At 73.0% G+C, this 19,337-nt stretch carries 18 protein-coding genes and 1 pseudogene; 8 read left to right on the top strand and 11 right to left on the bottom strand.

Going from position 1 to position 19,337, the window contains the following annotated elements; all coding sequences use genetic code 11:
* Nucleotides 1-17: 17 nt before the first annotated feature.
* The 3 genes from ACHBTE_RS24385 (at nt 18) to ACHBTE_RS24395 (ending at nt 3,263) form a co-directional block, all read left to right on the top strand.
* Complete coding sequence (locus ACHBTE_RS24385; protein WP_394726192.1) at nt 18-1,241, top strand: MFS transporter; 1,224 nt, start codon at nt 18-20, stop codon at nt 1,239-1,241.
* Nucleotides 1,242-1,428: 187 nt separating this feature from the next.
* Nucleotides 1,429-2,454: an ATP-binding cassette domain-containing protein gene (locus ACHBTE_RS24390; protein WP_394726193.1), complete on the top strand. Its 1,026-nt coding sequence runs from the start codon at nt 1,429-1,431 to the stop codon at nt 2,452-2,454.
* Nucleotides 2,451-3,263 carry an ABC transporter permease gene (locus tag ACHBTE_RS24395; protein ID WP_394726194.1) on the top strand — a complete coding sequence of 271 codons (813 nt, stop codon included), beginning with the start codon at nt 2,451-2,453 and terminating at the stop codon, nt 3,261-3,263. The genes ACHBTE_RS24390 and ACHBTE_RS24395 overlap by 4 nt, the downstream gene beginning before the upstream one ends.
* 29 nt (nt 3,264-3,292) lie before the next feature.
* Here ACHBTE_RS24395 and ACHBTE_RS24400 read toward each other — a convergent pair whose 3' ends face one another.
* From ACHBTE_RS24400 to ACHBTE_RS24410, 3 genes and pseudogenes are all read right to left on the bottom strand, one after another.
* Nucleotides 3,293-6,880: a BTAD domain-containing putative transcriptional regulator gene (locus ACHBTE_RS24400; protein ID WP_394726195.1), complete on the bottom strand. Its 3,588-nt coding sequence runs from the start codon at nt 6,878-6,880 to the stop codon at nt 3,293-3,295.
* A 24-nt stretch (nt 6,881-6,904) separates the two neighbouring features.
* Complete coding sequence (locus ACHBTE_RS24405; protein ID WP_394726213.1) at nt 6,905-7,078, bottom strand: hypothetical protein; 174 nt, start codon at nt 7,076-7,078, stop codon at nt 6,905-6,907.
* A 106-nt stretch (nt 7,079-7,184) separates the two neighbouring features.
* A pseudogene (locus ACHBTE_RS24410) lies at nt 7,185-7,742 on the bottom strand (DUF6578 domain-containing protein); the annotation flags it as partial.
* Between ACHBTE_RS24410 and ACHBTE_RS24415 the strand changes: the two are divergent.
* Nucleotides 7,684-8,484 (top strand): site-2 protease family protein, encoded by an 801-nt coding sequence (locus ACHBTE_RS24415; RefSeq protein ID WP_394726196.1) that lies wholly within the window; start codon nt 7,684-7,686, stop codon nt 8,482-8,484. The pseudogene ACHBTE_RS24410 and the gene ACHBTE_RS24415 overlap by 59 nt on opposite strands.
* 22 nt (nt 8,485-8,506) lie before the next feature.
* On the opposite strand, the gene ACHBTE_RS24420 is transcribed toward ACHBTE_RS24415, so the two are convergent.
* The 3 genes from ACHBTE_RS24420 to ACHBTE_RS24430 are packed head-to-tail and all read right to left on the bottom strand — an operon-like array spanning nt 8,507 to nt 10,597.
* Entirely contained in the window at nt 8,507-8,692 is a 186-nt protein-coding gene (locus ACHBTE_RS24420) for a hypothetical protein (RefSeq protein ID WP_394726197.1), read from the bottom strand.
* A 54-nt stretch (nt 8,693-8,746) separates the two neighbouring features.
* Nucleotides 8,747-9,472 (bottom strand): NADPH-dependent F420 reductase, encoded by a 726-nt coding sequence (gene npdG / locus ACHBTE_RS24425; RefSeq protein ID WP_394726198.1) that lies wholly within the window; start codon nt 9,470-9,472, stop codon nt 8,747-8,749.
* 51 nt (nt 9,473-9,523) lie between these two features.
* Nucleotides 9,524-10,597 (bottom strand): exo-alpha-sialidase, encoded by a 1,074-nt coding sequence (locus tag ACHBTE_RS24430; RefSeq protein ID WP_394726199.1) that lies wholly within the window; start codon nt 10,595-10,597, stop codon nt 9,524-9,526.
* A gap of 119 nt (nt 10,598-10,716) precedes the next feature.
* Here ACHBTE_RS24430 and ACHBTE_RS24435 point away from each other — a divergent pair, with 119 nt between their 5' ends.
* Both ACHBTE_RS24435 and ACHBTE_RS24440 read left to right on the top strand, forming a co-directional pair.
* Nucleotides 10,717-11,319 (top strand): hypothetical protein, encoded by a 603-nt coding sequence (locus ACHBTE_RS24435; protein ID WP_394726200.1) that lies wholly within the window; start codon nt 10,717-10,719, stop codon nt 11,317-11,319.
* 64 nt (nt 11,320-11,383) lie between these two features.
* The gene (locus ACHBTE_RS24440; protein ID WP_394726201.1) at nt 11,384-12,772 is read left to right on the top strand and encodes an MFS transporter; all 1,389 of its coding nucleotides are present in this window, start codon (nt 11,384-11,386) and stop codon (nt 12,770-12,772) included.
* Nucleotides 12,773-12,850: 78 nt separating this feature from the next.
* Here the strand turns inward: ACHBTE_RS24440 and ACHBTE_RS24445 are convergent, their stop codons facing one another.
* Complete coding sequence (locus ACHBTE_RS24445; protein WP_394726202.1) at nt 12,851-13,081, bottom strand: hypothetical protein; 231 nt, start codon at nt 13,079-13,081, stop codon at nt 12,851-12,853.
* Nucleotides 13,082-13,139: 58 nt separating this feature from the next.
* Between ACHBTE_RS24445 and map the strand changes: the two genes are divergently transcribed.
* Both map and ACHBTE_RS24455 read left to right on the top strand, forming a co-directional pair.
* Nucleotides 13,140-13,997, top strand: coding sequence for a type I methionyl aminopeptidase (map, locus tag ACHBTE_RS24450; protein WP_394726203.1), 858 nt, complete (start codon nt 13,140-13,142; stop codon nt 13,995-13,997).
* Between the two features lie 121 nt (nt 13,998-14,118).
* Nucleotides 14,119-14,766 (top strand): heme oxygenase (biliverdin-producing), encoded by a 648-nt coding sequence (locus ACHBTE_RS24455; protein ID WP_394726204.1) that lies wholly within the window; start codon nt 14,119-14,121, stop codon nt 14,764-14,766.
* Between the two features lie 57 nt (nt 14,767-14,823).
* On the opposite strand, the gene ACHBTE_RS24460 is transcribed toward ACHBTE_RS24455, so the two are convergent.
* From ACHBTE_RS24460 to ACHBTE_RS24475, 4 genes are all read right to left on the bottom strand, one after another.
* Nucleotides 14,824-15,510 carry a PhzF family phenazine biosynthesis protein gene (locus tag ACHBTE_RS24460; RefSeq protein WP_394726205.1) on the bottom strand — a complete coding sequence of 229 codons (687 nt, stop codon included), beginning with the start codon at nt 15,508-15,510 and terminating at the stop codon, nt 14,824-14,826.
* A gap of 178 nt (nt 15,511-15,688) precedes the next feature.
* Nucleotides 15,689-16,390, bottom strand: a complete 702-nt coding sequence (locus ACHBTE_RS24465) for a hypothetical protein (protein ID WP_394726206.1) — start codon at nt 16,388-16,390, stop codon at nt 15,689-15,691.
* A gap of 80 nt (nt 16,391-16,470) precedes the next feature.
* A complete protein-coding gene (locus ACHBTE_RS24470; RefSeq protein WP_394726207.1) occupies nt 16,471-17,721 on the bottom strand; it encodes an HtaA domain-containing protein in 1,251 nt (416 codons plus the stop codon).
* Nucleotides 17,722-17,744: 23 nt separating this feature from the next.
* On the bottom strand, nt 17,745-19,136 hold the full coding sequence (locus tag ACHBTE_RS24475) for an HtaA domain-containing protein (protein ID WP_394726212.1): 1,392 nt from the start codon (nt 19,134-19,136) through the stop codon (nt 17,745-17,747).
* Nucleotides 19,137-19,337 lie beyond the last annotated feature (201 nt).

Below are 19,337 nucleotides of genomic sequence, written 5' to 3' on the forward strand. Positions count from 1 at the left end.
AAGGCACAGGCTTCCCCATGCCCCTGGCCCTGCTCGCCCTGGCCGTCGGCGCCTTCGGCATAGGTACGACCGAGTTCGTGATGATGGGCCTGCTGCCCGAAGTCGCGGACGACCTGGGCATCTCGATCCCCACCGCCGGACATCTGGTCTCGGCGTACGCCCTCGGCGTCGTCATCGGCGCCCCGCTGCTGGCCGCGGTCACCGCGCGCCTGCCGCGCCGCACCGTCCTGATCGGCCTGATGGCCCTGTTCGTGGCCGGCAACGCGCTGTCCGCGTTCGCCCCCGACTACCACTGGCTGGTGGCCGCCCGCTTCCTGAGCGGACTGCCGCACGGCGCCTTCTTCGGCGTCGGCGCGGTCGTGGCGACCGGCATGGTCGCGCCCGAGCGCAAGGCCCGCTCCGTCTCCCTGATGTTCCTCGGCCTGACGATGGCCAACGTCGCGGGCGTACCGGTGGCCACGCTGATGGGCCAGCACGTCGGCTGGCGGGCGACGTTCCTCGGGGTGAGCGCGATCGGCCTGGTGGCGATGGCCGCACTGGCCCTGCTGATCCCGCGCGCCGAGGAACACGCGTCCGACGCCGCCGGGCTGCGCGGCGAACTGGCCGCCCTGCGCTCCCTGCCGGTCTGGCTGGCGCTCGGCACCACGGTCGCCGGCTTCGGCGCGCTCTTCGCCGCGTACAGCTACATCACACCGATGCTGACCGACTCCGCCGGATACGCAGACACCAGCGTGACCCTGCTGCTGGCGCTGTTCGGCGTCGGCGCGACCGCGGGCAATCTGCTGGGCGGGCGCCTCGCGGACCACGCGATGCGTGGCACGCTGTTCGGCGGACTGGTCTCGCTGGCCGTGGTGCTGGCGCTGTTCCCGCCGCTGATGTCCACGGCCTGGAGCGCGGCCGTGGCGGTGACCCTGCTGGGCATGGCGGCGTTCGCCACCGGTTCCCCGCTGCAGCTGATGGTCATGGAGAAGGCGGCCGGCGCCCCGTCCCTCGCCTCCTCCGCCAACCAGGCCGCCTTCAACCTCGCCAACGCCGGCGGCGCCTGGATCGGCGGCCTGGCGCTGGCCGCGGGCTTCGGCGTGACGTCCCCCGCCCTGGCCGGTGCGGCACTGGCCGTACTCGGGCTGGGCGTCGCAGGGGCCGCGTACGCGGTCGACCGGCGCCGGGGGGCTGCGCGGGCCGGACGCGAGCGCGTGGTGGCGGGGCATGTTCCGCAGCAGACCGAGACCGTCCGGTACTGAGCTCCGCTCCTGCCGTCGAGGGGAGCCCGGTGATCACCGGGCGCACCTCGGCTCTGTGCGCTGCCGGCCGACGTGCGCGCCGCCGGCCGGCGTATGCGCTGTCGGCCGATGCGCGCTGTCGGCGGTCTGTAGGCCGTGTCGGTGATCTGTCGGTCGTTTGTCGGTGGCCTCTGAGACCGTCATCGGCATGACGCGAATCGACAAGAACCCCGACGGTGTGAGCACCGCCGTCTCGGTACGGGGGTTGGTCAAGCACTACGGCGAGACCAAGGCTCTGGACGGCGTGGACCTGGATGTGCGCGAGGGCACCGTCATGGGCGTGCTCGGACCGAACGGCGCCGGGAAGACGACCCTCGTACGGATCCTGTCCACCCTGCTGGCACCGGACTCCGGACAGGCCACCGTCGCCGGCTACGACGTGGTGCGCCAGCCCCGGCAGCTGCGCCGGGTGATCGGCCTCACCGGGCAGTACGCTTCCGTGGACGAGAAGCTCCCCGGGTGGGAGAACCTCTACCTCATCGGCCGGCTGCTCGATCTGCCCCGCAAGGACGCCCGCACCCGTGCCGACGAGCTGCTGGAGCGGTTCTCGCTGACCGAGGCCGCCAAGCGGCCCGCGGCGACCTACTCCGGCGGCATGCGGCGCCGGCTCGACCTGGCCGCCTCCATGATCGGCCGGCCCAGCGTGCTCTTTCTCGACGAGCCGACCACCGGTCTCGACCCGCGGACTCGCAACGAGGTGTGGGACGAGGTCAAGGCCATGGTCGGGGACGGCGTGACCGTGCTGCTGACCACCCAGTACATGGAGGAGGCCGAACAGCTCGCCTCCGAGCTGACCGTCGTCGACCGCGGCAAGGTCATCGCGGGCGGCGGCATCGAGGAGCTCAAGGCCAAGGTGGGCGGGCGCACCCTGCGGGTCCGGCCGGCCGACCTCCTTCAGCTGCGGCCCCTCGCCGGTTACCTGGACGAGCTCGGCATCACCGGGCTCGCCACCACCACCGTCGACGACGAGACCGGCACCCTGCTCGTCCCGATCCTCAGCGACGAGCAGCTCACCGCGATCGTCGGCGCCATCACCGCGCGCGGCGTCACGCTCGCCTCCATCACCACCGAACTGCCCAGCCTGGACGAGGTGTTCCTGTCCCTCACCGGCCACCGTGCCAGTGCCCCGCAGGACACCGTGCCCACCGACGACCGCGAGGAGGTCGCCGTATGAGCGCCGCGACAACCGTGGACACCCATGACGCCCGGATCCCGTTGCGCGGGCATCTGCGGCACACCGGCGCCCTGGTCCGCCGCAATCTGCTGTGGATCCGGCAGGACCCGGAGTCGATGGCCGACGCACTGCTGATGCCGGTCATCTTCACCCTGCTGTTCGTGTTCGTCTTCGGCGGCTCGATCGGGCAGGCGCTGGGGGGCGGGCAGGACCAGTATGTGCAGTACGTGATCCCCGGCATGATCGCGATGATGAGCATGACGCTGTCCCAGGGCGTCGGCACCGGGTTCAGCCAGGACTTCAACTCCGGTGTCATGGACCGCTTCCGGTCCCTGCCGATCGGGCGTGGCTCGGTGCTCTTCGCGAAGATCTCCGTGGAGCTGCTGCGGATGCTGTTCGCCACCGCCGTGCTGATGGTCGTCGCCGTCCTGGTCGGGTTCGACATCACCAACTGGCCGGGGCTGTTCGCGACCGTCGCCCTGTCCACCGCGTTCGCCTCGTCGATCATGTGGGTGTTCCTCACCCTCGGCGTCATCATGAAGAGCGCGCAGTCCGTGCAGGCGATGGGCTTCCTGGTGCTGTTCCCGCTCCAGTTCGGCTCGTCGATCTTCGCGCCGACGACGTCGATGCCGGGCTGGCTCCAGGCGTTCACCGACTACAACCCGCTGTCCACGCTGGCCGACGCCGCGCGCGGACTGATGGTGGGCGGGCCGGTCGCGCACGACCTGTGGGTGACGCTCGGCTGGTCGGTGGCCATCACGGCGGTGATGGCTCCGGTCGCGATCCACAAGTTCCGCACCAAGAGCTGACGTACGGCACCACCTCGCGCCGGTGCGCGTCAGATCAGGGCGGCGGCCTCCCGGGAGGAGAGGCCGCCGCCCTCCGCGTACGCCGCCTCGTACTCCGCGTCACCGAGCAGCTCGCGCGTGCGCTCCACCGCCCGCTCGTAGACCTCGCGTTCCTGGAGAGAGGCGACATGCGGCCGCGGCAGCAGCGCGTCGGCGGCGCCCAGACAGCGCGCGGCGTCCCGGGCCCGGCAGCCGCCGTCGACCCGGGCGAGGGCGAACGCGGCGCTGATGAGGTACAGGGAGCGCAGCTGCGGGGCGATGGCCTCGGCCAGCGGGTCCTCGGCCCGGTCCAGGGCCCGTCTGCTGGTCTCCAGGGACTTCTGGTAATGGCCCTCCGCCGCGTCCAGCCAGGCCTCCGTGCCGAGGATGAAGGCGTCGAAGATGACGAAGTGGGCGATTTTGAACTGCTCGCGCAGCAGCCGGACGTGTTCACGTGCCTCCGGGATCCGGCCGGTCATGCTGAGCCGGCCCGCGAGGATGAGCCGGGCCATGGGCATCGCGTGCTCGATCGGGGCGTCCTCCCGGTCGAGCACCTCGCGCACCAGGCGCTCGCCGCGCTCCCCCTCGCCCGCCTCGATCAGCGCGGCGCCGAGCCGTGCGGCGAGCACGGCCGTCTGGGCGTGGGCGCCCAGGCGTTCGGCGTGCTCGATACCGGCCTGGTAGTCGGCGGCGGCCAGCAGATAGTGGCCCCGGCGCTCATGGGCCTCGGCACGCGCGGCGTACGCCTCGGCGGTGCCCCACAGGTCGCCGAGGCGCTGGTAGATCGCCAGCGACTCGTCCGCGTCGCGGATGGCGTCACCGGCCCACTCGGGGCGGTTGGCCAGCAGGTTGGCGCGCATGTGGAGATTGGCGGCCAGGTCCCACTCGAATCCGGGCGCCCGGCGGCAGGTGTCGATGGCGGCGTCGATGATGGTCCGCACCCGCCCCATGTCACCGGTCAGCATGACGGCGAAGAACCACAGGGAGCCCGGGCTGCGGCAGGCCTGCGGGAGACCGGGCTCGTAGGTCTCGGCCATGACCCGCAGCTTGGCCTGCGCCGCGGGTGTCTGCCAGTGCTCCAACTCGGTGTCCATACAGGCGAGATGGATGAGGTGCACGCCGCGCCGGGCCTCCTCGAGGACCGGGCCGGTCCAGGGCGGCGGGGTGTCCGTGCAGCGCTCCCACAGCGGGCCGGCCCGGCGGGCGGGCTCGGCGAACGGGTCGGGGCCCAGGGACTGGACCTCGCGGGACCAGTTGCGGGCGACGGTCCGCAGGTCACGCAGCAGCCAGTACCAGCCCATCGACAGCACCAGGCACAGTGCCTCCTGCTCCTCGCGCGCCGCGACGGCGCGGTGCAGTGCCGCCCGCAGATTCTCGCTCTCCCGCTCGAACAGCCGGACGGCGGCGAGCTGCCCGGCACCGCGCAGCAACGGCTCGCTGGTGCGGGCGAGTTCGCGGTAGTACGTCAGATGCGCGCGCTCGGCCTCCGCCCGCTGACCGGCCTCGTCGAGCCGCTCGGCGGCGTACTCGGCGACGGTCTCCAGGAGCCGGTAGCGCATGCCGCCGTCCGGCTCCTCGTCCGGCAGCGGGGTGGCGACGACGAGGGTCTTGTCGACGAGCGAGCCGAGCGACTCCAGGGCGGCGGGTCCGCAGACCGCCTCGGCGGCGGCGAGGTCGCAGCCGCCGGAGAACACCGACAGCCGCCGCAGCACGTCGCGTTCGTCCTCGTCCAGCAGTTCCCAGGACCAGTCGACGACCGCCCGCAGGGTCTGCTGGCGGGGCAGGACGGTACGACTGCCCGAGGTGAGCAGGCGGAAGCGGTCGTCGAGCCGGTCGGCGATCTGACGCGGGGTCAGCATGCGCAGCCGGGCGGCGGCCAGTTCGATGGCCAGCGGCAGACCGTCCAGGCGCCGGCAGATCTCGGCGCACGCGGCGGCGGTCCCCTCGTCGGCCTCGGTCCGGAAGCCGGGCCGGGCCGCGGCTCCCCGGTCGGCGAGCAGCCGCAGCGCGACCGGCTCGGGCAGCGGGTCGACGGGCCGCAGCAACTCCCCCGGTACGCCGAGGGGTTCCCGGCTGGTGGCGAGCACCGTCAGCTGGGGGCAGCGCTCCAGCAGCGCCGCGACGAGACGGGCGGCGGCCTCGACGACGTGCTCGCAGTTGTCGAGGATCAGCAGCATGCGGCGCCTGCCGCAGTGCTCGGCGAGCCGCTCGACGGGGTCGTCGTGCCGGTCGGAGCCGGCCCGCATGGCCTCGGCCCCGGCGCCGTACAGCACGGTCTCGCGGGCGCCGAGGGCGGTGAGCACGGCCTCCGGTACGGCCTGCGGGTCGTCGACCGGCGCGAGCTCCGCCAGCCACACCCCGTCCGGGGCGGCGTCCAGCAGGCCCTCGCCGACCTCCTGCGACAGCCGGGTCTTCCCCGCGCCGCCGGGGCCGAGCAGGGTGACGAGCCGCGCGGTGCGCAGGTCACCGCGGATGGCCTCGATGTCGGCTTCACGGCCGACGAAGGAGGTGAGCCGGGCGCGGAGATTGCCGGCCCGGCCCCTGCCCGGCGCGCCTGAAGTCCCCGCACCACCTGGGGCCTCGGCACGACGGGCCCGGGCGTCGGTCTCGCCGCGCGAGCGGGCGTCGTGGCGGTCGCGGGCGTCGCGGCCGTCGCGGGCGTCGTGGGCATCGCGGCCGTCGCGGGCGTCGTGGGCATCGCGGCCGTCGCGGGCGGTACGGGCGTCGCGGCCGTCGCGGGCGGTACGGCCGTCGTCGGCGGTACGGCCGTCGTCGGCGGTACGGCCGTCGTCGGCGGTACTCGGCGCGCGAGGGGCGGAGCGGACCCCGTCCCGCGGGCGCGGACCGGCCCCTGTGCCGTGCGGGGCCTGTTCCGGCTGGAGCAACTCCCGCTGGAGCTCCCGCAGTTCCGGCCCCGGGTCGGAGCCGAGCCGGTCCGCCAGCAGGCGGCGTACGTCCTCGTAGGCGGCCAGGGCAGCCGCCGTGCGGCCCGCGTCGCGCAGGGCGCGCAGCCGTAGGGCCTGGAGGGGTTCGTCCAGGGGATGCATGTCGCACAGGGCGGTCAGTTCGGGCAGGGACTGTCCGGCGTGGCCGAGCGCGAGGGCCGCGGTGTGGCGGGCCCGCAGCGCGTCGAGGCGCCGGGTCTCCTGACGGGCCGCCTCGGCGGTGCGGTCGGGGAGGTCGGCGAGGGCGGGACCCCGCCACAGCGCGAGGGCGTCGTCGAGGACGCCGGCCGCCTTGGCGGGGTCGCCGTCGGCCAGCGCGCGGGTGCCCTCGCCGACGAGGCGTTCGAAGCGGTACAGGTCGATGTCGTCGGGCGTGGCGGTGAGCCGGTAGCCGCCGTCCACGGAGGCCACGGCGTCCGCGCCGAGCGCCCGCCGCAACCGTCCGACCAGCGCCTGGAGCGCCCCCGGAGCGTCAGCCGGCGGCTCCGCCTCCCAGACCTCGGCGACCAGCGCGCTCGCCGGCACGGTCCGGCCGCCTCGCAGCGCCAGCACGGTCAGGAGGGCACGCAGACGAGCCCCGCCGACCGGAACGGGGCTGCCGTCGGGGCGGATTGCCTGGGTGGTGCCGAGGATGCGGTAGCGCACGGGGTCCATTGTCTCTGGTGGATTCGGGCATGGTCACGGCATTGCGGTGGTGCTGAGTGTCTCCAGCGGTTCCGCGAGGGCGGCGGGCACCAGCCCGGTCGTCTCGGCGCCCGCCGTGGTGCGGTCCTGCGGGATACCCCGATCGCGCACCGCGTACGACAGCCAGGAGTCGGTGTCCGGCACCTCCAGGGCGACGATCTCGCCCACCTCGTCGCCGGAGAACCACTTGGGGCGGTCCCGGGCCGATCGCAGCGACCGTGGTCCGGGGACCGGGGACCGGCTCCCGGGTGCACGAGCCGGGCGGTGTCTCGGTTAAGCCTCGGGTCAGGATAGGGATCGCCCGGACCCGGCCCCGGGTCTCGGGCAGGCCGGGGCCGCCATGGGTGTGGACGGTGGGCAGGCCGACCGGACGGATCCGCTCGCCCGCCCGTACGTCACCGGCCTCCTGCGCGGCGAGGACGCCGACCGGGTCGCCGTGCGGGGCGACCGTGAGGCCGGTGCCGCCCTCCACGACCCGTGTCGCGCCGTCCTCGCCCGGCAGCTCCCGCACCGGCCCGCTGATCTTGGTGAGCTGGTCGTGCCGGCCGCCGCCCAGCACGTCGTCGGCGTCATCGAGCAGCAGCGGCCGGCTCACCTCGTCCCCCGGTGAGAACGGCGTACCGCAGCACTCCATCCGCCAGTCCGCGTGGAACACGTGCCATAACCACATGCCCCCACCTTCTCCGGAACCCCCGGCCCACCGCGAGACGTTTTCCCGTTGCGCCCGGTACGGTCGGGCAGGCCCAGTCCCGTCCCACAGGAGCCCCTTCCTCATGACCACCGCCCTCACCCGCCGCAGCGACCGGCGGATCAGCCCCGTCTTCCTGGGCATCCTTGCCGTCACGGCGGTGACGGGCTGGGCCACCTGGACCGGGTTCGCCGAGCAGCCCGGCCTCGCCGTGTTCCTGTTCGTGACCGCGGCCTGGATCGTCTCCCTGTGCCTGCACGAGTACGCGCACGCGCGTACGGCGCTGCACAGCGGGGACATCTCGGTCGGCGCGAAGGGCTATCTCACGCTGAACCCGCTGAAGTACACGCACGCGCTGCTGAGCATCGTGCTCCCCGTCGTCTTCGTGATCATGGGCGGCATCGGTCTGCCCGGTGGTGCCGTGTTCATCGAGCGCGGCCGGATCCGGGGGCGCTGGCGGCACAGTCTGATCTCGGCGGCCGGGCCGCTGACGAACGTGCTCTTCGCCGTCGTGTGCACGGCGCCGTTCTGGCTGGACGCGCTGGACGGCGTCCCCGCGGACTTCCGGTTCGCGCTCGCCTTTCTCGCGCTGCTCCAGGTCACCGCCGCCATCCTGAACTTCCTGCCGGTGCCGGGCCTGGACGGCTACGGCGTGCTCGAGCCGTGGCTGTCGCGGAGCGTCCGGCGCCAGGTCGAGCCGTTCGCCCCGTTCGGCCTGCTGTTCGTGTTCGCGCTGCTGTGGGTGCCGGCGGTCAACACGGCGTTCTTCGATGTGATCGACGCGGCCCTGCGCGGCCTCGGCATCAGCGACCTGGAGACCTACTGCGGCTACGACCTGTTCCGCTTCTGGCGGGAGGGCGACCCGCGCTGCTCGATGACCGCGTGAGGGAGGCCGCCCGCGCCCAGGATCAGCTCGGGACGGAGTCCCGCCGGGCGTCCCTGGCGCGCTTGACGTAGTACCACGCCATGTTCGACGACAGCCCGGCCAGCAGCACCCACACGATCCCCAGCCAGCTGCCCTGCGTGAAGGCGATCACGGCCGCGGCCACGGCAAGCACGAAGACGATCAGGGCATAGACACCAAGGCGGGGCATTTCACTCGGCTCCTTCGGGGGACACTGCTACGCCGACCAGTGTCCCCCATCGCCTCATACGTCCGTGACGCGGAGCCCGGCGTGGGCCTTGTAGCGGCGGTTCACCGAGATCAGGTTGGCGACCAGCGACTCCACCTGGTGGGCATTGCGCAGCCGCCCCGCGAAGATGCCGCGCATCCCGGGGATCCGGCCGGCCAGCGCCTGGACGATCTCCACGTCCGCCCGCTCCTCGCCGAGGACCATCACATCGGTGTCGATCTCGTCGATCTCCGGGTCCTGGAGCAGTACGGCCGACAGATGGTGGAAGGCGGCCGTCACCCGGGAGTCCGGCAGCAGGGCGGCGGCCTGCTCGGCGGCGCTGCCCTCCGCCGGCTTCAGCGCGTAGGCGCCCTTCTTGTCGAAGCCGAGCGGGTTGACGCAGTCGACGACCAGCTTGCCGGTGAGCTCCTCGCGCAGCGATTCGAGCGTCTTGCCGTGGCCCTCCCATGGCACGGCGACGATCACGATGTCGCTGCGCCGCGCGCACTCGGCGTTGTCGGCGCCCTCGACGCCGTGCCCGAGCTCCTCGGCGGCGGCCTCGGCGCGGTCGGCGGCGCGCGAGCCGATGATCACCTTCTGGCCCGCCTTGGCGAGCCGGTGGGCCAGGCCCTTGCCCTGCGGCCCGGTCCCGCCGAGCACGCCGACGACCAGCCCGGAGACGTCGGGCAGGTCCCAGGGGTCCTTCGCGGGCGCCTTCGCGGGGGTCCCGGCGGGCTGCTGTGCACTGTCGGTAGAGGTCATGGGCCCGACTTTACTGAGGCTCGTTCCGCGCCCGCCGGGCCGGGCGACCGCTCAGGTGAGCCGGGCCACGGGCACCCGCCGGAAGGTGATGGTCTCGTAGGGGCCGAAGTCGCCGGTCTCGTAAAGGAGTCCGACGGTTCCGGAGTCGATCCGTACGAGGTCCGAGTACGCGGCCGGCAGCCCGTCCACGGTGTACGCGGGCCGCCAGGTGGTGCCGCCGTCGGTGGAGGCGCGGATGGTCATCAGGGCGCGGGCGGCGGGGTCGGCGGGGCCGGAGAAGAGCAGGACGTCGGGGTCGCGCAGCTGCAGGACGCTGCCCTGGCAGACGGGGGCGGACAGGCCGGCCTGCGGGCGGAAGGGTTTGATCAGGGTGTCGCCGCCGTCGGCCGAGTGGGCGTCGGCGCGGTTGCCGGGGCTGACCGAGTCGTTGCGGGTGTTGAAGTAGACGCGGCCGTCGGGGAGTTCGGCGGCGGTGGTCTCGTTGGCGTTGATGTAGCCGTCGGTGTTGTCGTCGACGTAGCCGATGCGCCAGGTGGCGCCGCGGTCGTCGCTGAGCAGACAGTGGCCGCCGTTGTAGCGGGGCTCGGTGCCGGTGTCCGCGCCGATGGGCGGGATCGTGTGGTTGGCGGGGACGACGACGCGGCCGGTGCTCAGCTGGATCGCGTGGCCGGGCGTGGTGGCGTACCACCGCCAACCTGGCTTCTTCACCTGTGGGGTGATCTCCTTCGAACTCGACCAGCTGAGGCCGTCGTCGTCGCTGTGGCGCACCCAGACGCGGCGGCCGTCGGCGGCCGTGACCCGGCCGCGGCGGATCGCGTCCTCGGTGGCGGCGGCATGGTTGCGGATGTAGACGAGCAGGACGCGGCCGGTGTCGAGAACGACGGGGGCGGGGTTGCCCGCGAGGTGCCAGTTGTTGTCGGCGGCCCGCTGGAGAGGGCCCCAGGTCCGGCCGCCGTCCACCGACCGCTTCAGCACGATGTCGATGTGCCCGTGGTCGGCGGCGGACTCCACCCGGCCCTCGCAGAACGCGAGCACCGTGCCCGGGCGGCCGACGACGACGGCCGGGATACGGAAGGAGGCGTACCCCTCTTCGCCCGCGCGGAAGACAACGCTGGTCTCGGTCATGGTGGGGACTCCTCAACATCGCCGCCGGGCCCTCCGCTTCCCCATCCCGTTCCCCATCCCGGGCGAATTCGGGGTGAACTCAGGGTCACGAGTGCCCGGTTGCGGCAGGATGCGGGCCCATGGACGCCGTACGGGTCGCGTTGCTGCGTGAAGTGCTCGCCGGGACCGAGTGGCTGGGGGCCACCCGTCGCTTCGCGGGGGCGCTGCGGACCTCGGCGGTGTCGCACGGCGGCGGGCTGCTGCTGGTCGGCACGCCGGAGTACGAGCCCTGGCATCTGGCGGCCCATCTGGTGGACGAGGCCGCGTGGTCGGGCACGCCGGAGCTGGTGCCGACCCTCGTACGCCATGACCCGCGCGCCTCCGATCCGGCGCATCTGGCGGTCGGCCTCGGGCGGCTGACGGCGGCGCGGCGCGGCGAGACCCTGCTGGTGGTGTCACCGGGGGAGGCGGGGGCCCCGCTCCTGGAGCGGGTGCACGACGTGCGGCGGGCCGGGGCGACGGTGCTGGCGCTCGGGGCCGCGGACGGTGAGCTGACCACCATGGCGCACGAGACGCTTGTCGTGCCGGCGGCCTCGGAGCTGGACCTGGACACCGTGCAGCACCTGGTGAGCGCGGCGGCCGGGGAGAACGCACTGCCGTCGCCGAGGGGCCGCCGTCGCTTCCGGGACCGTCTGGCACGGCTCGCGGAGTCCCTGACCGCACCGCCGCCCGCCCGCTGGTGACCGGCGGCCGGCCGCCGGAAAAACGCTTGCCCCGGGCACCGACCCGCCCGGAGCATGGCCCCTCGTGACCGACGACTCCCCCACCGCACCGCCCGGCTCCGACGGATCCTCCCTGGCCTCCCGGCTCCGTGCCGTACTCCCCGACCTGGCCCCCTGGCGGGCCTCCGCCGACTTCCGGAGGTTGTGGTGGGCGGGGCTGATCTCGACCTTCGGCAGCTTTCTGACCTTCGTCGCGCTGCCCGTGCAGATCAAGGAGCTCACCGGGTCCGCGGCGGCGGTGGGGGCGATCGGGGCGGTGCAGCTGGTGCCGCTGATCGTGTTCGGGCTGTACGGGGGCGCGCTCGCCGACGCCCTCGACAAGCGGAAGCTGATCCTGTGGACGGAGGTGGGACAGGCCGTGCTGAGTGCGGCGCTGCTGGTCAACGCGCTGCTGGCGGACCCCGCCGTCTGGCTGCTGTACGTCGTCGCCGCGCTGTCCTCCGCCCTGGTCTCGGTGCAGCGGCCCGCCCTCGACTCCCTGTGGCCCCGGATCGTGGCGCACCAGCACCTGCCCGCCGCCGCCTCGCTGAACGCGCTGCGCTGGCAGGCGGGCGCTGTCGCGGGCCCGGCCCTGGCCGGTGTGGTCGTCGCGTACGCCGGGCTCGGCTGGGCGTACGGCGCGGATCTGGTGACCTTCGTCGCCTCCGTCGCGCTCGCGCTCGGCATCGCCTCCTCCCCCGCGTCCCACGTCGCCGCGAAACCGTCCCTCAAGGCCATCGCCGAGGGCGCCCGCTACGCATGGAGCCGCAAGGAGCTCCTCGGCACGTACATCATCGACATCGCGGCGATGCTCTTCGCGATGCCGCTCGCCGTACTGCCCTTCCTCGCGGACGAGTTGGACGCCCCCTGGGCGCTCGGCCTGATGTATGCGGCCATGCCGGCCGGGGCGATGCTGGTGAGCCTGACCAGCGGCTGGACCTCGCGGGTGCACCGGCACGGGCGGATGGTCGTCCTCGCGGCCGTGCTGTGGGGCACGGCGATCGCGGCTGCCGGAGTCGCCGGCAACGTCTGGCTGGTGCTGCTCTTCCTGCTGCTCGGCGGGGCGGCCGACATGGTCAGCGGCGTCTTCCGCGGGGTGATGTGGAACCAGACGATCCCGGACGAGCTGCGCGGCCGGCTCGCCGGGATCGAGCTGCTGTCGTACTCGGCGGGCCCGCAGCTCGGCCAGACCTATGTGGGCGGCGTCGCCGCCTGGCAAGGGGTGCGGACGGCCGTCTGGTCGGGCGGGGTGCTGTGTGTGGGCGCGGTGGGGCTGCTGGCGCTGTGCCTGCCGAAGCTGATGTCGTACGACGCCCGCACGAACGAGCACGCGGTACGGCTGCGGGCGCAGCGGGCGGCGGCGACGGCATCGGCATCGGCATCGGCATCGGCGGCAACCGCACCGGCACCGATGCCCGCGCCCGCGGAAAGCTGATCAGAGCGCTGATCACAGAGCGCCGATCACAGTGAGCTGATCGCGGAGAGCGGCCGTCGGCGCGCCCGCCGAGGTCGATCAGTCGTCTTCCGCCCGGCCCGCCGGGGCGTCGTGCCACTTGGGGTCGTTCTCCCACTCGAGGTTGCGCTCCCGGGCGAGGTCCATCGCGTGCTGGGCCTCCTCGCGGCTCGTGTAGGGCCCGAAGCGATCCTTGGCCGGGCATTCCGGCCCTTCCTCGACCTTCTTGTGGACCAGGCAGTAGTACCACTCGCCCGGCTTGCCGACCGTGCGTTTCTTGAACAAGGCCATGAGCGGCTCCTCTCGCCACCGACATGTTCCCCCATGGTCGCTGGTTAGACTCGCTGGCATGTCTGGCCAGTCACTGCTCGTACCAGGGGAGCTGTCCCCCACCCGTTCCGTACCCGGCAACATCCGCCGTCCCGAGTACGTCGGCAGGCCCGCGCCTACGCCGTACACGGGGCCGGAGGTGCAGACCCCGGAGACCGTCGAGGCGATGCGGGTCGCCGGGCGTATCGCCGCGCGGGCGATGGCCGAGGCGGCGAAGCTGATCGCGCCGGGCGTCACGACGGACGAGCTGGACAAGGTGGCGCACGAGTACATGTGCGACCACGGCGCCTACCCGTCGACGCTCGGCTACCGCGGTTTCCCCAAGTCCCTGTGCACCAGCGTCAACGAGGTGATCTGCCACGGCATCCCGGACTCCACGGTGCTGCGCGACGGCGACATCGTCAATCTCGATGTCACGGCGTACATCGGCGGGGTGCACGGCGACAACAACGCGACCTATCTCGTCGGTGACGTGGACGAGGAGAGCCGTCTGCTCGTCGAGCGCACCCGCGAGTCCCTCAACCGCGCGATCAAGGCGGTCAAGCCGGGCCGCCAGATCAACATCATCGGCCGCGTCATCGAGTCGTACGCCAAGCGCTTCGGCTACGGGGTGGTGCGGGACTTCACCGGCCACGGGATCAACTCGTCGTTCCACTCGGGCCTGATCATCCCGCACTACGACAGCCCGCACGCGACGACGGTCATCCAGCCGGGCATGACCTTCACGATCGAGCCGATGCTGACGCTCGGGACGCACGAGTACGACATGTGGGACGACGGCTGGACGGTCGTCACGAAGGACCGCAGGCGCACCGCGCAGTTCGAGCACACGCTGGTGGTGACGGAGACGGGCGCGGAGATTCTGACGCTGCCCTGAACCGGCCGGTACTTCCTTGAACCCGTCCTCTGCGGAGGGCGGGTTTTCTCTGTACCCTTTTACCGACACAGCGTCGGCAAACCTATTGACTTAGGTAAGCCTAACCTCAGAAAATACTGCCATGGACTCCTTCTCGACAGTCATCCGCACCGCGTCCCACGAGCAGCATGTGGAAGCGGAGACCTCGACGTTCATGAGCGACCTGCTCGGCGGCAGGCTGGGCGTGGATGCCTACGCCCGCTACACCGAGCAGCTGTGGTTCGTGTACGAGGCGCTGGAGAGCGGCGCCGGACGGCTGGCGTCCGACCCGGTGGCCGGCCCCTTCGTCCAGCCTGAGCTGTTCCGGCTGGCCTCGCTGGAGCGGGACCTGGCGCATCTGCGGGGCCCGCGCTGGCGGGCGGGGCTGTCAGCCCTGCCGGCGACGCAGGAGTACGCGGACCGGGTGGCGCGGTGCGCCCGCGAGTGGCCGGCCGGCTACATCGCGCATCACTACACCCGCTACCTGGGCGACCTCTCCGGCGGCCAGATCATCCGCGACAAGGCGGAGCGGACGTGGGGCTTCGCCAAGAAGGGCGACGGGGTCCGGTTCTATGTCTTCGAGGAGATCTCCAACCCGGCCGCGTTCAAGCGGGGTTATCGCGAGCTGCTGGACGCGGTGCGGGTGGACGACCTGGAGAAGCAGCGGGTCGTGGCCGAGTGCAAGAGGGCGTTCGCGCTGAACACCGCCGTCTTCCGGGCGCTGGGCGAGGAGTTTCCGCTGAGCGCCTGAGACCGGGTGCCGGGTGCCGGGTGCCGAGGGCGTGGGGGCGCGGACGGGGCGGGGCGCTCAGCGCTCCAGGACGACGCGGCCGCCGATCTCCACCCAGCCGCCGGGCTGCGGTGCCGTGAGGATCTGCGAGCCGGCTCCCTGTGTGATGTTCAGGGCACGGCCCAGGCGGTCGGTGAGCAGCAGGGCCGCCGCGCCGGTCGCCTCGTCCTCGTCGATGCCGTCGCCGCGACCCGGAAAGCCGCGGGCCCGCACGCGTCCGGCCGCCTCGTCCTCCCAGGCCCAGGCGTACAAGCTCCCCATGACCTCGTCCGGGGCGGCGGCCCCCGTCTCGCTTCGCTCACCCGGGGGCGGCACGTCCAGCGCGTCGACCTCGGCGGCCGTCCTGTACTGCCGCAGGGTGTGCGGCGGAGCCCACTGCGCACGCGCCTCGATCCAGGTGAACTCCCCGTCCAGCCGCGCGCCCACCACCCCGGCCGGCGTGACCAGTTCGGGCACGTCCAGCAGCCAGGCCGCACCGACGCAGGGGTGACCGGCGAAGGGCAGGCGCAGGGTCGGCGTGTAGATGTCGATGACACCGCGCTCCGGGTCGTCGACGAACACGGTCTCGCTGAACCCGAGCTTCCCGGCGAGCTCCTGCCGCTCGCTTTGCTCCGGCAGCACCGATCCGTCGCGGACGACGCCGAGTTCGTTGCCGTATCCGCCCCTGGGTCCGCAGAAGACGCGCAGGACGTCGTAGTCAGTCACCACTGCATTGAAACATCGCACGGGCCGCGAGGTCGTCCCAGGCGCAGGCACCACCCGGAAGGGGCCAGGTGCGGGTGGGTGCCTCGTCGTACGGCAGCCCGGCGATCGCGTCAGCCCAGCCCCGTTCCAGGGCGGCCCGTTGATGCGTGAGGTCCGGTTGGGGCGCGCGGTCGGCCAGTCACTCCATGCGCTGCTCGTGTGCGCCGGTCAGTGCGTCGGCCTCGCGCCGCCAGTGCTCCTCGTCGCCCACCCGCGCCAGCTCCACGCACTCCGGCACGGCCCCTTCCGCCAGGGCCGCGACGGCCCGGTCGTGGCCGTCGAGGATCAGCCAGCCGTCGAGGAACGTGACCCACCACAGCAGTACGGGTGCCGCCGTGCCGTCCCGCACCCGCTTGCGGTGGGCCTTGACCCGAGGGGCGTCGGACGGGGAGAGGCGGCGCAGGGGCAGCACACCGTGCCAGCCGCCCCCGCAGTACAGCTCCAGGCTGCCGCCCGGCCAGCCGTCGACGAAGTCCTGCGTCCAGATGCCCGGCGCGAAGACGGAGCGCCGGGTCAGACGCCAGCGGCCCTCGTGCAGTGGGCCGTCGGCCGCCTCCTCGAGGAGCCGCGCGTACCGGTGCGTCCAGTCGGTCCGCCCGCGCGTCTCCGCGCAGCGCACGGGTGGCAGGGGCGAGCGGTAGTCGTCGAGACGGTGCAGGGCGAGGTCGCGACAGCAGCCGTCGCCCTCCGCGCGCCCCAGCAGCACGGGCCGCTCCCCCTGTCGCAGCAGCAGCCGGCCGCCTTCCGCCGTCTCGAACCGCAATGCCGACGGGCCGGAGCGGCTTCGTACGTTCAGTACCAGCCGCCCCGGCCCGAGGAGTTCCCTGTGCCCCTTGTTCATGGGACCAGTTTCATGGGGACGGGTTCACGGGGACAGGTTCACGGGGACAGGTGCATGGGGGCAGATGCATGGGGACAGGCTTACGCCTGTGTGCGGCGCCTTCGCATCGCGAACACCACGCCCGCGCCCGCGGCGGCCGTCACCGCGGCGGCCGTCCCCAGCGCGGCGACCGGCACAGCGGAGCCGGTGCTGGCCAGGCCGCCCGTCACGCCACCGGTCGTCGAGCCCGCCCCGCCCGTGACACCGCCCGTGACGCCGCCGGTCGAACCGCCCGCCGACCCGCCGGAACCGCCGGCCGAGCCGCCCGAGGAGCCGGAGCCGTCGCCGCCCGGCAGTTGAGCGTCCGCGGTCAGCGCGACGGACAGGTCCACCGGGTCGAGTGCCGTGCCGGCGGTGTAGAAGCCGCCGAACGCCTTCGCGCCGGAATCGGTGAGGGTGGCCTCGATGTCGTTCAGGGTGATGACGTCGTCCGTCGCCGTCAGGCCCGACTTCGCCGCCTCGAGGTCGGCCAGGACCACGTCCTCGCTCTTCTCGCCCAGGCTGGTCACGTCGGCCGTCAGCTCGCCGGTGCCGCCGTCGAGGGTCGGCCTGAGGTCGGACAGGGTGAGGTCGAGGCCGTACTCGCCGTTCTCCTTGTGGCCCTTGAAGTTGACCGCGCCCCGGAAGGCGGCGGAGAGCTCGCCGGCATCCGTGTCATAGGTGCCGGTCGCGTCGACGAAGGTGAAGGCCCCGTTGCCGGAGGACTGGCCGGCGCCGCCGGACGCGGTGATCGTGCCCTTGGCGACAGCACCCACGACATACGAACGGAACGACTCCTTCACGCCCCAGCCCAGGGTGCCGTCGGCGATGTCCCCCGCGGCCGGAGCGGCGGAGGTGGACGGGGTCGTGCCCCCGGACGGCGAGGACGACGGGGACGGGTTCTGCGAAGCCGACGCGGAGGCGGACGTGGAGGCGGAAGCGGACGCGGAGGCCGACTGCGAGGCGGACGCCGACGGCGACTGGCTGCCGGGCGACGACGCCGACGCCGAAGCGGACGGGGAGGACGACGAACTCGGCGTGCCCGGCGATGTCTTCTGCACCACCGTCAGCGGATCCCCGGCCGCCCCCTCGTAGCTCGCGCTGCCGAAGACCTCCGCCGCCTCCTTGGTCAGCTTGGTCTCCATGTCCTTCATGGCACGGGTGACCGTCACATCGGCCAGGGGCACGTCCTGTGCCGTGGTGCCGTTCCGGGTCACGTCGGCGGTGATCTCCGCGTCGGCGCCCAGGGCGCCGGCGGTGGCCACGGCGGCGGCGAGCACGAGGGGTCTTCTGCGGGCGATGCTGGGGGACATTGCGGTTCTCCTGATGGTGGTGGTCAGTCTTCCCGGGGGGCGTCGGCCGTCGCGCGGGCGCCGCGGCGCCGGCGGAGGACGACCGCCCAGAAGGTGGCCGCAAGCAGCAGGGCGACGGCCACGAGGACGAGGGGCAGGGCGGGGACGCCGGCGTCGTCGGACGTGCTCGCGACGGGCTCGGGGTCGGCCTGCGGGGACGGTTTCTCCGGCGTCGCGCTCGGCGTCGGGGTGCTGCCCAGGTCGGGCAGGGCGGGCAGGGCGGCGTCCTTCGTCAGGGCGACGGCCAGGGACACCGGGTCCATCCGGGTGCCCGCCGGATACATTCCGCCGAACGCCTTGCGCCCGTCGGCGGTGAGCTTCGCGGGCGCCTCGGTGACCCGTACGAGGCCGTCCTTCGGCTTCAGCCCCTTCGCCGTGAAGGTGACCAACGGGACCTTCTCGCGGGTGAATCCGGGGCTCGCCACATCCGCGTACAGGGTTCCCCTGCCGTCCTCGACGGTGGCGCGGACGCCGTCGAGCCGCAGATCGAGCCCGTGCCCGCCGGTGAAGCGCACCGCGCCGTCGAAGTCGGCTTCGAGCTCGCCGTCCGCGAACGTCCCCTTCCCGCCGGGGAAGCGGAAGAGGGCGCCGCCGTCCTGGGCGGCGGACGACAGGGTCCACTCGCCCTCGGCGATGGCACCGGTGACGTACTCCCGGAAGGTGCGGCGCACCCCCCAGTCGACGGCGCCGTCGGTGAGCCTGCCGCGCGCGCCCGAAGTCTCCTTCTCAGCCGGTGACTTGGCGGCCTCGGACTCGGCCGACGGCGTGGGCTCGGCGGCGGTCGCCGCTGCCCGCACGTCCGCCGAGAGGCTCACCGGGTCGAGCGCGGTGCCGGCCGTGTAGTACCCGGCGAAGGACTTCGCTCCCTGTGCGGTGAGCGTGGCGGGCAGCCGGTTCAGGACGACCGCGCTGCCGCCGCCCCGCATGTCGATCCCGCCGAGGGAGAGGGAGGCGAAGGGCACCTGACGGGACGTCGTGACCGCCCCGGTGCCCTTCGCCTTGCTGGTGACGTCCACGTACAGGGTGCCGGTGGAGCCGGAGATGCGGACGGTGGGGCGGCTGATGGTGAGGTCGAGCTGGTGGGCGCCGCCCTGCGTCCGGTGGCCGACGAAGTGGACGCCGCCGGAGAAGGAGGCGCGGAAGGCGCCCGAGTCACCGTCGTAGGTCCCCGTCGCCGAGTGGAAGCGGAAGCTGCCGCTGCCCACGGTCGCGGCGCCGGCGGTCAGGGAGTAACTGCCCTTGGCGATGGGCCCGGTGACATAGCTCTGGAAGGAGGACTTGACGCCCCAGTCGAGCCGTCCGCCCCGCACGGTGCGGTCGGCGGCATGCGCGGCGGTCACCGGGAGCAGCGCTGCGAGAACGAGCGCGCAGACCATGGTGACCAGGGCGGCGCCGAACACCGCGGAGCAGGCGGGACTTTGCGGACACGACCTAGGCCCTGTCGTCAAATTCCCGCCTGCCGTGCGACGCCATGCACGCACTCTCGCCGCACCGGGCGCGGACCCACGTACAACCAGTACGAGGGTCCGCGCCCGGCACGCCGAGAGCACGCACCTGACGCCGCGCGGCCCGCCCTG

Source organism: Streptomyces sp. M41, assembly GCF_043673425.1.
Classification (GTDB): Bacteria; Actinomycetota; Actinomycetes; order Streptomycetales; family Streptomycetaceae; genus Streptomyces.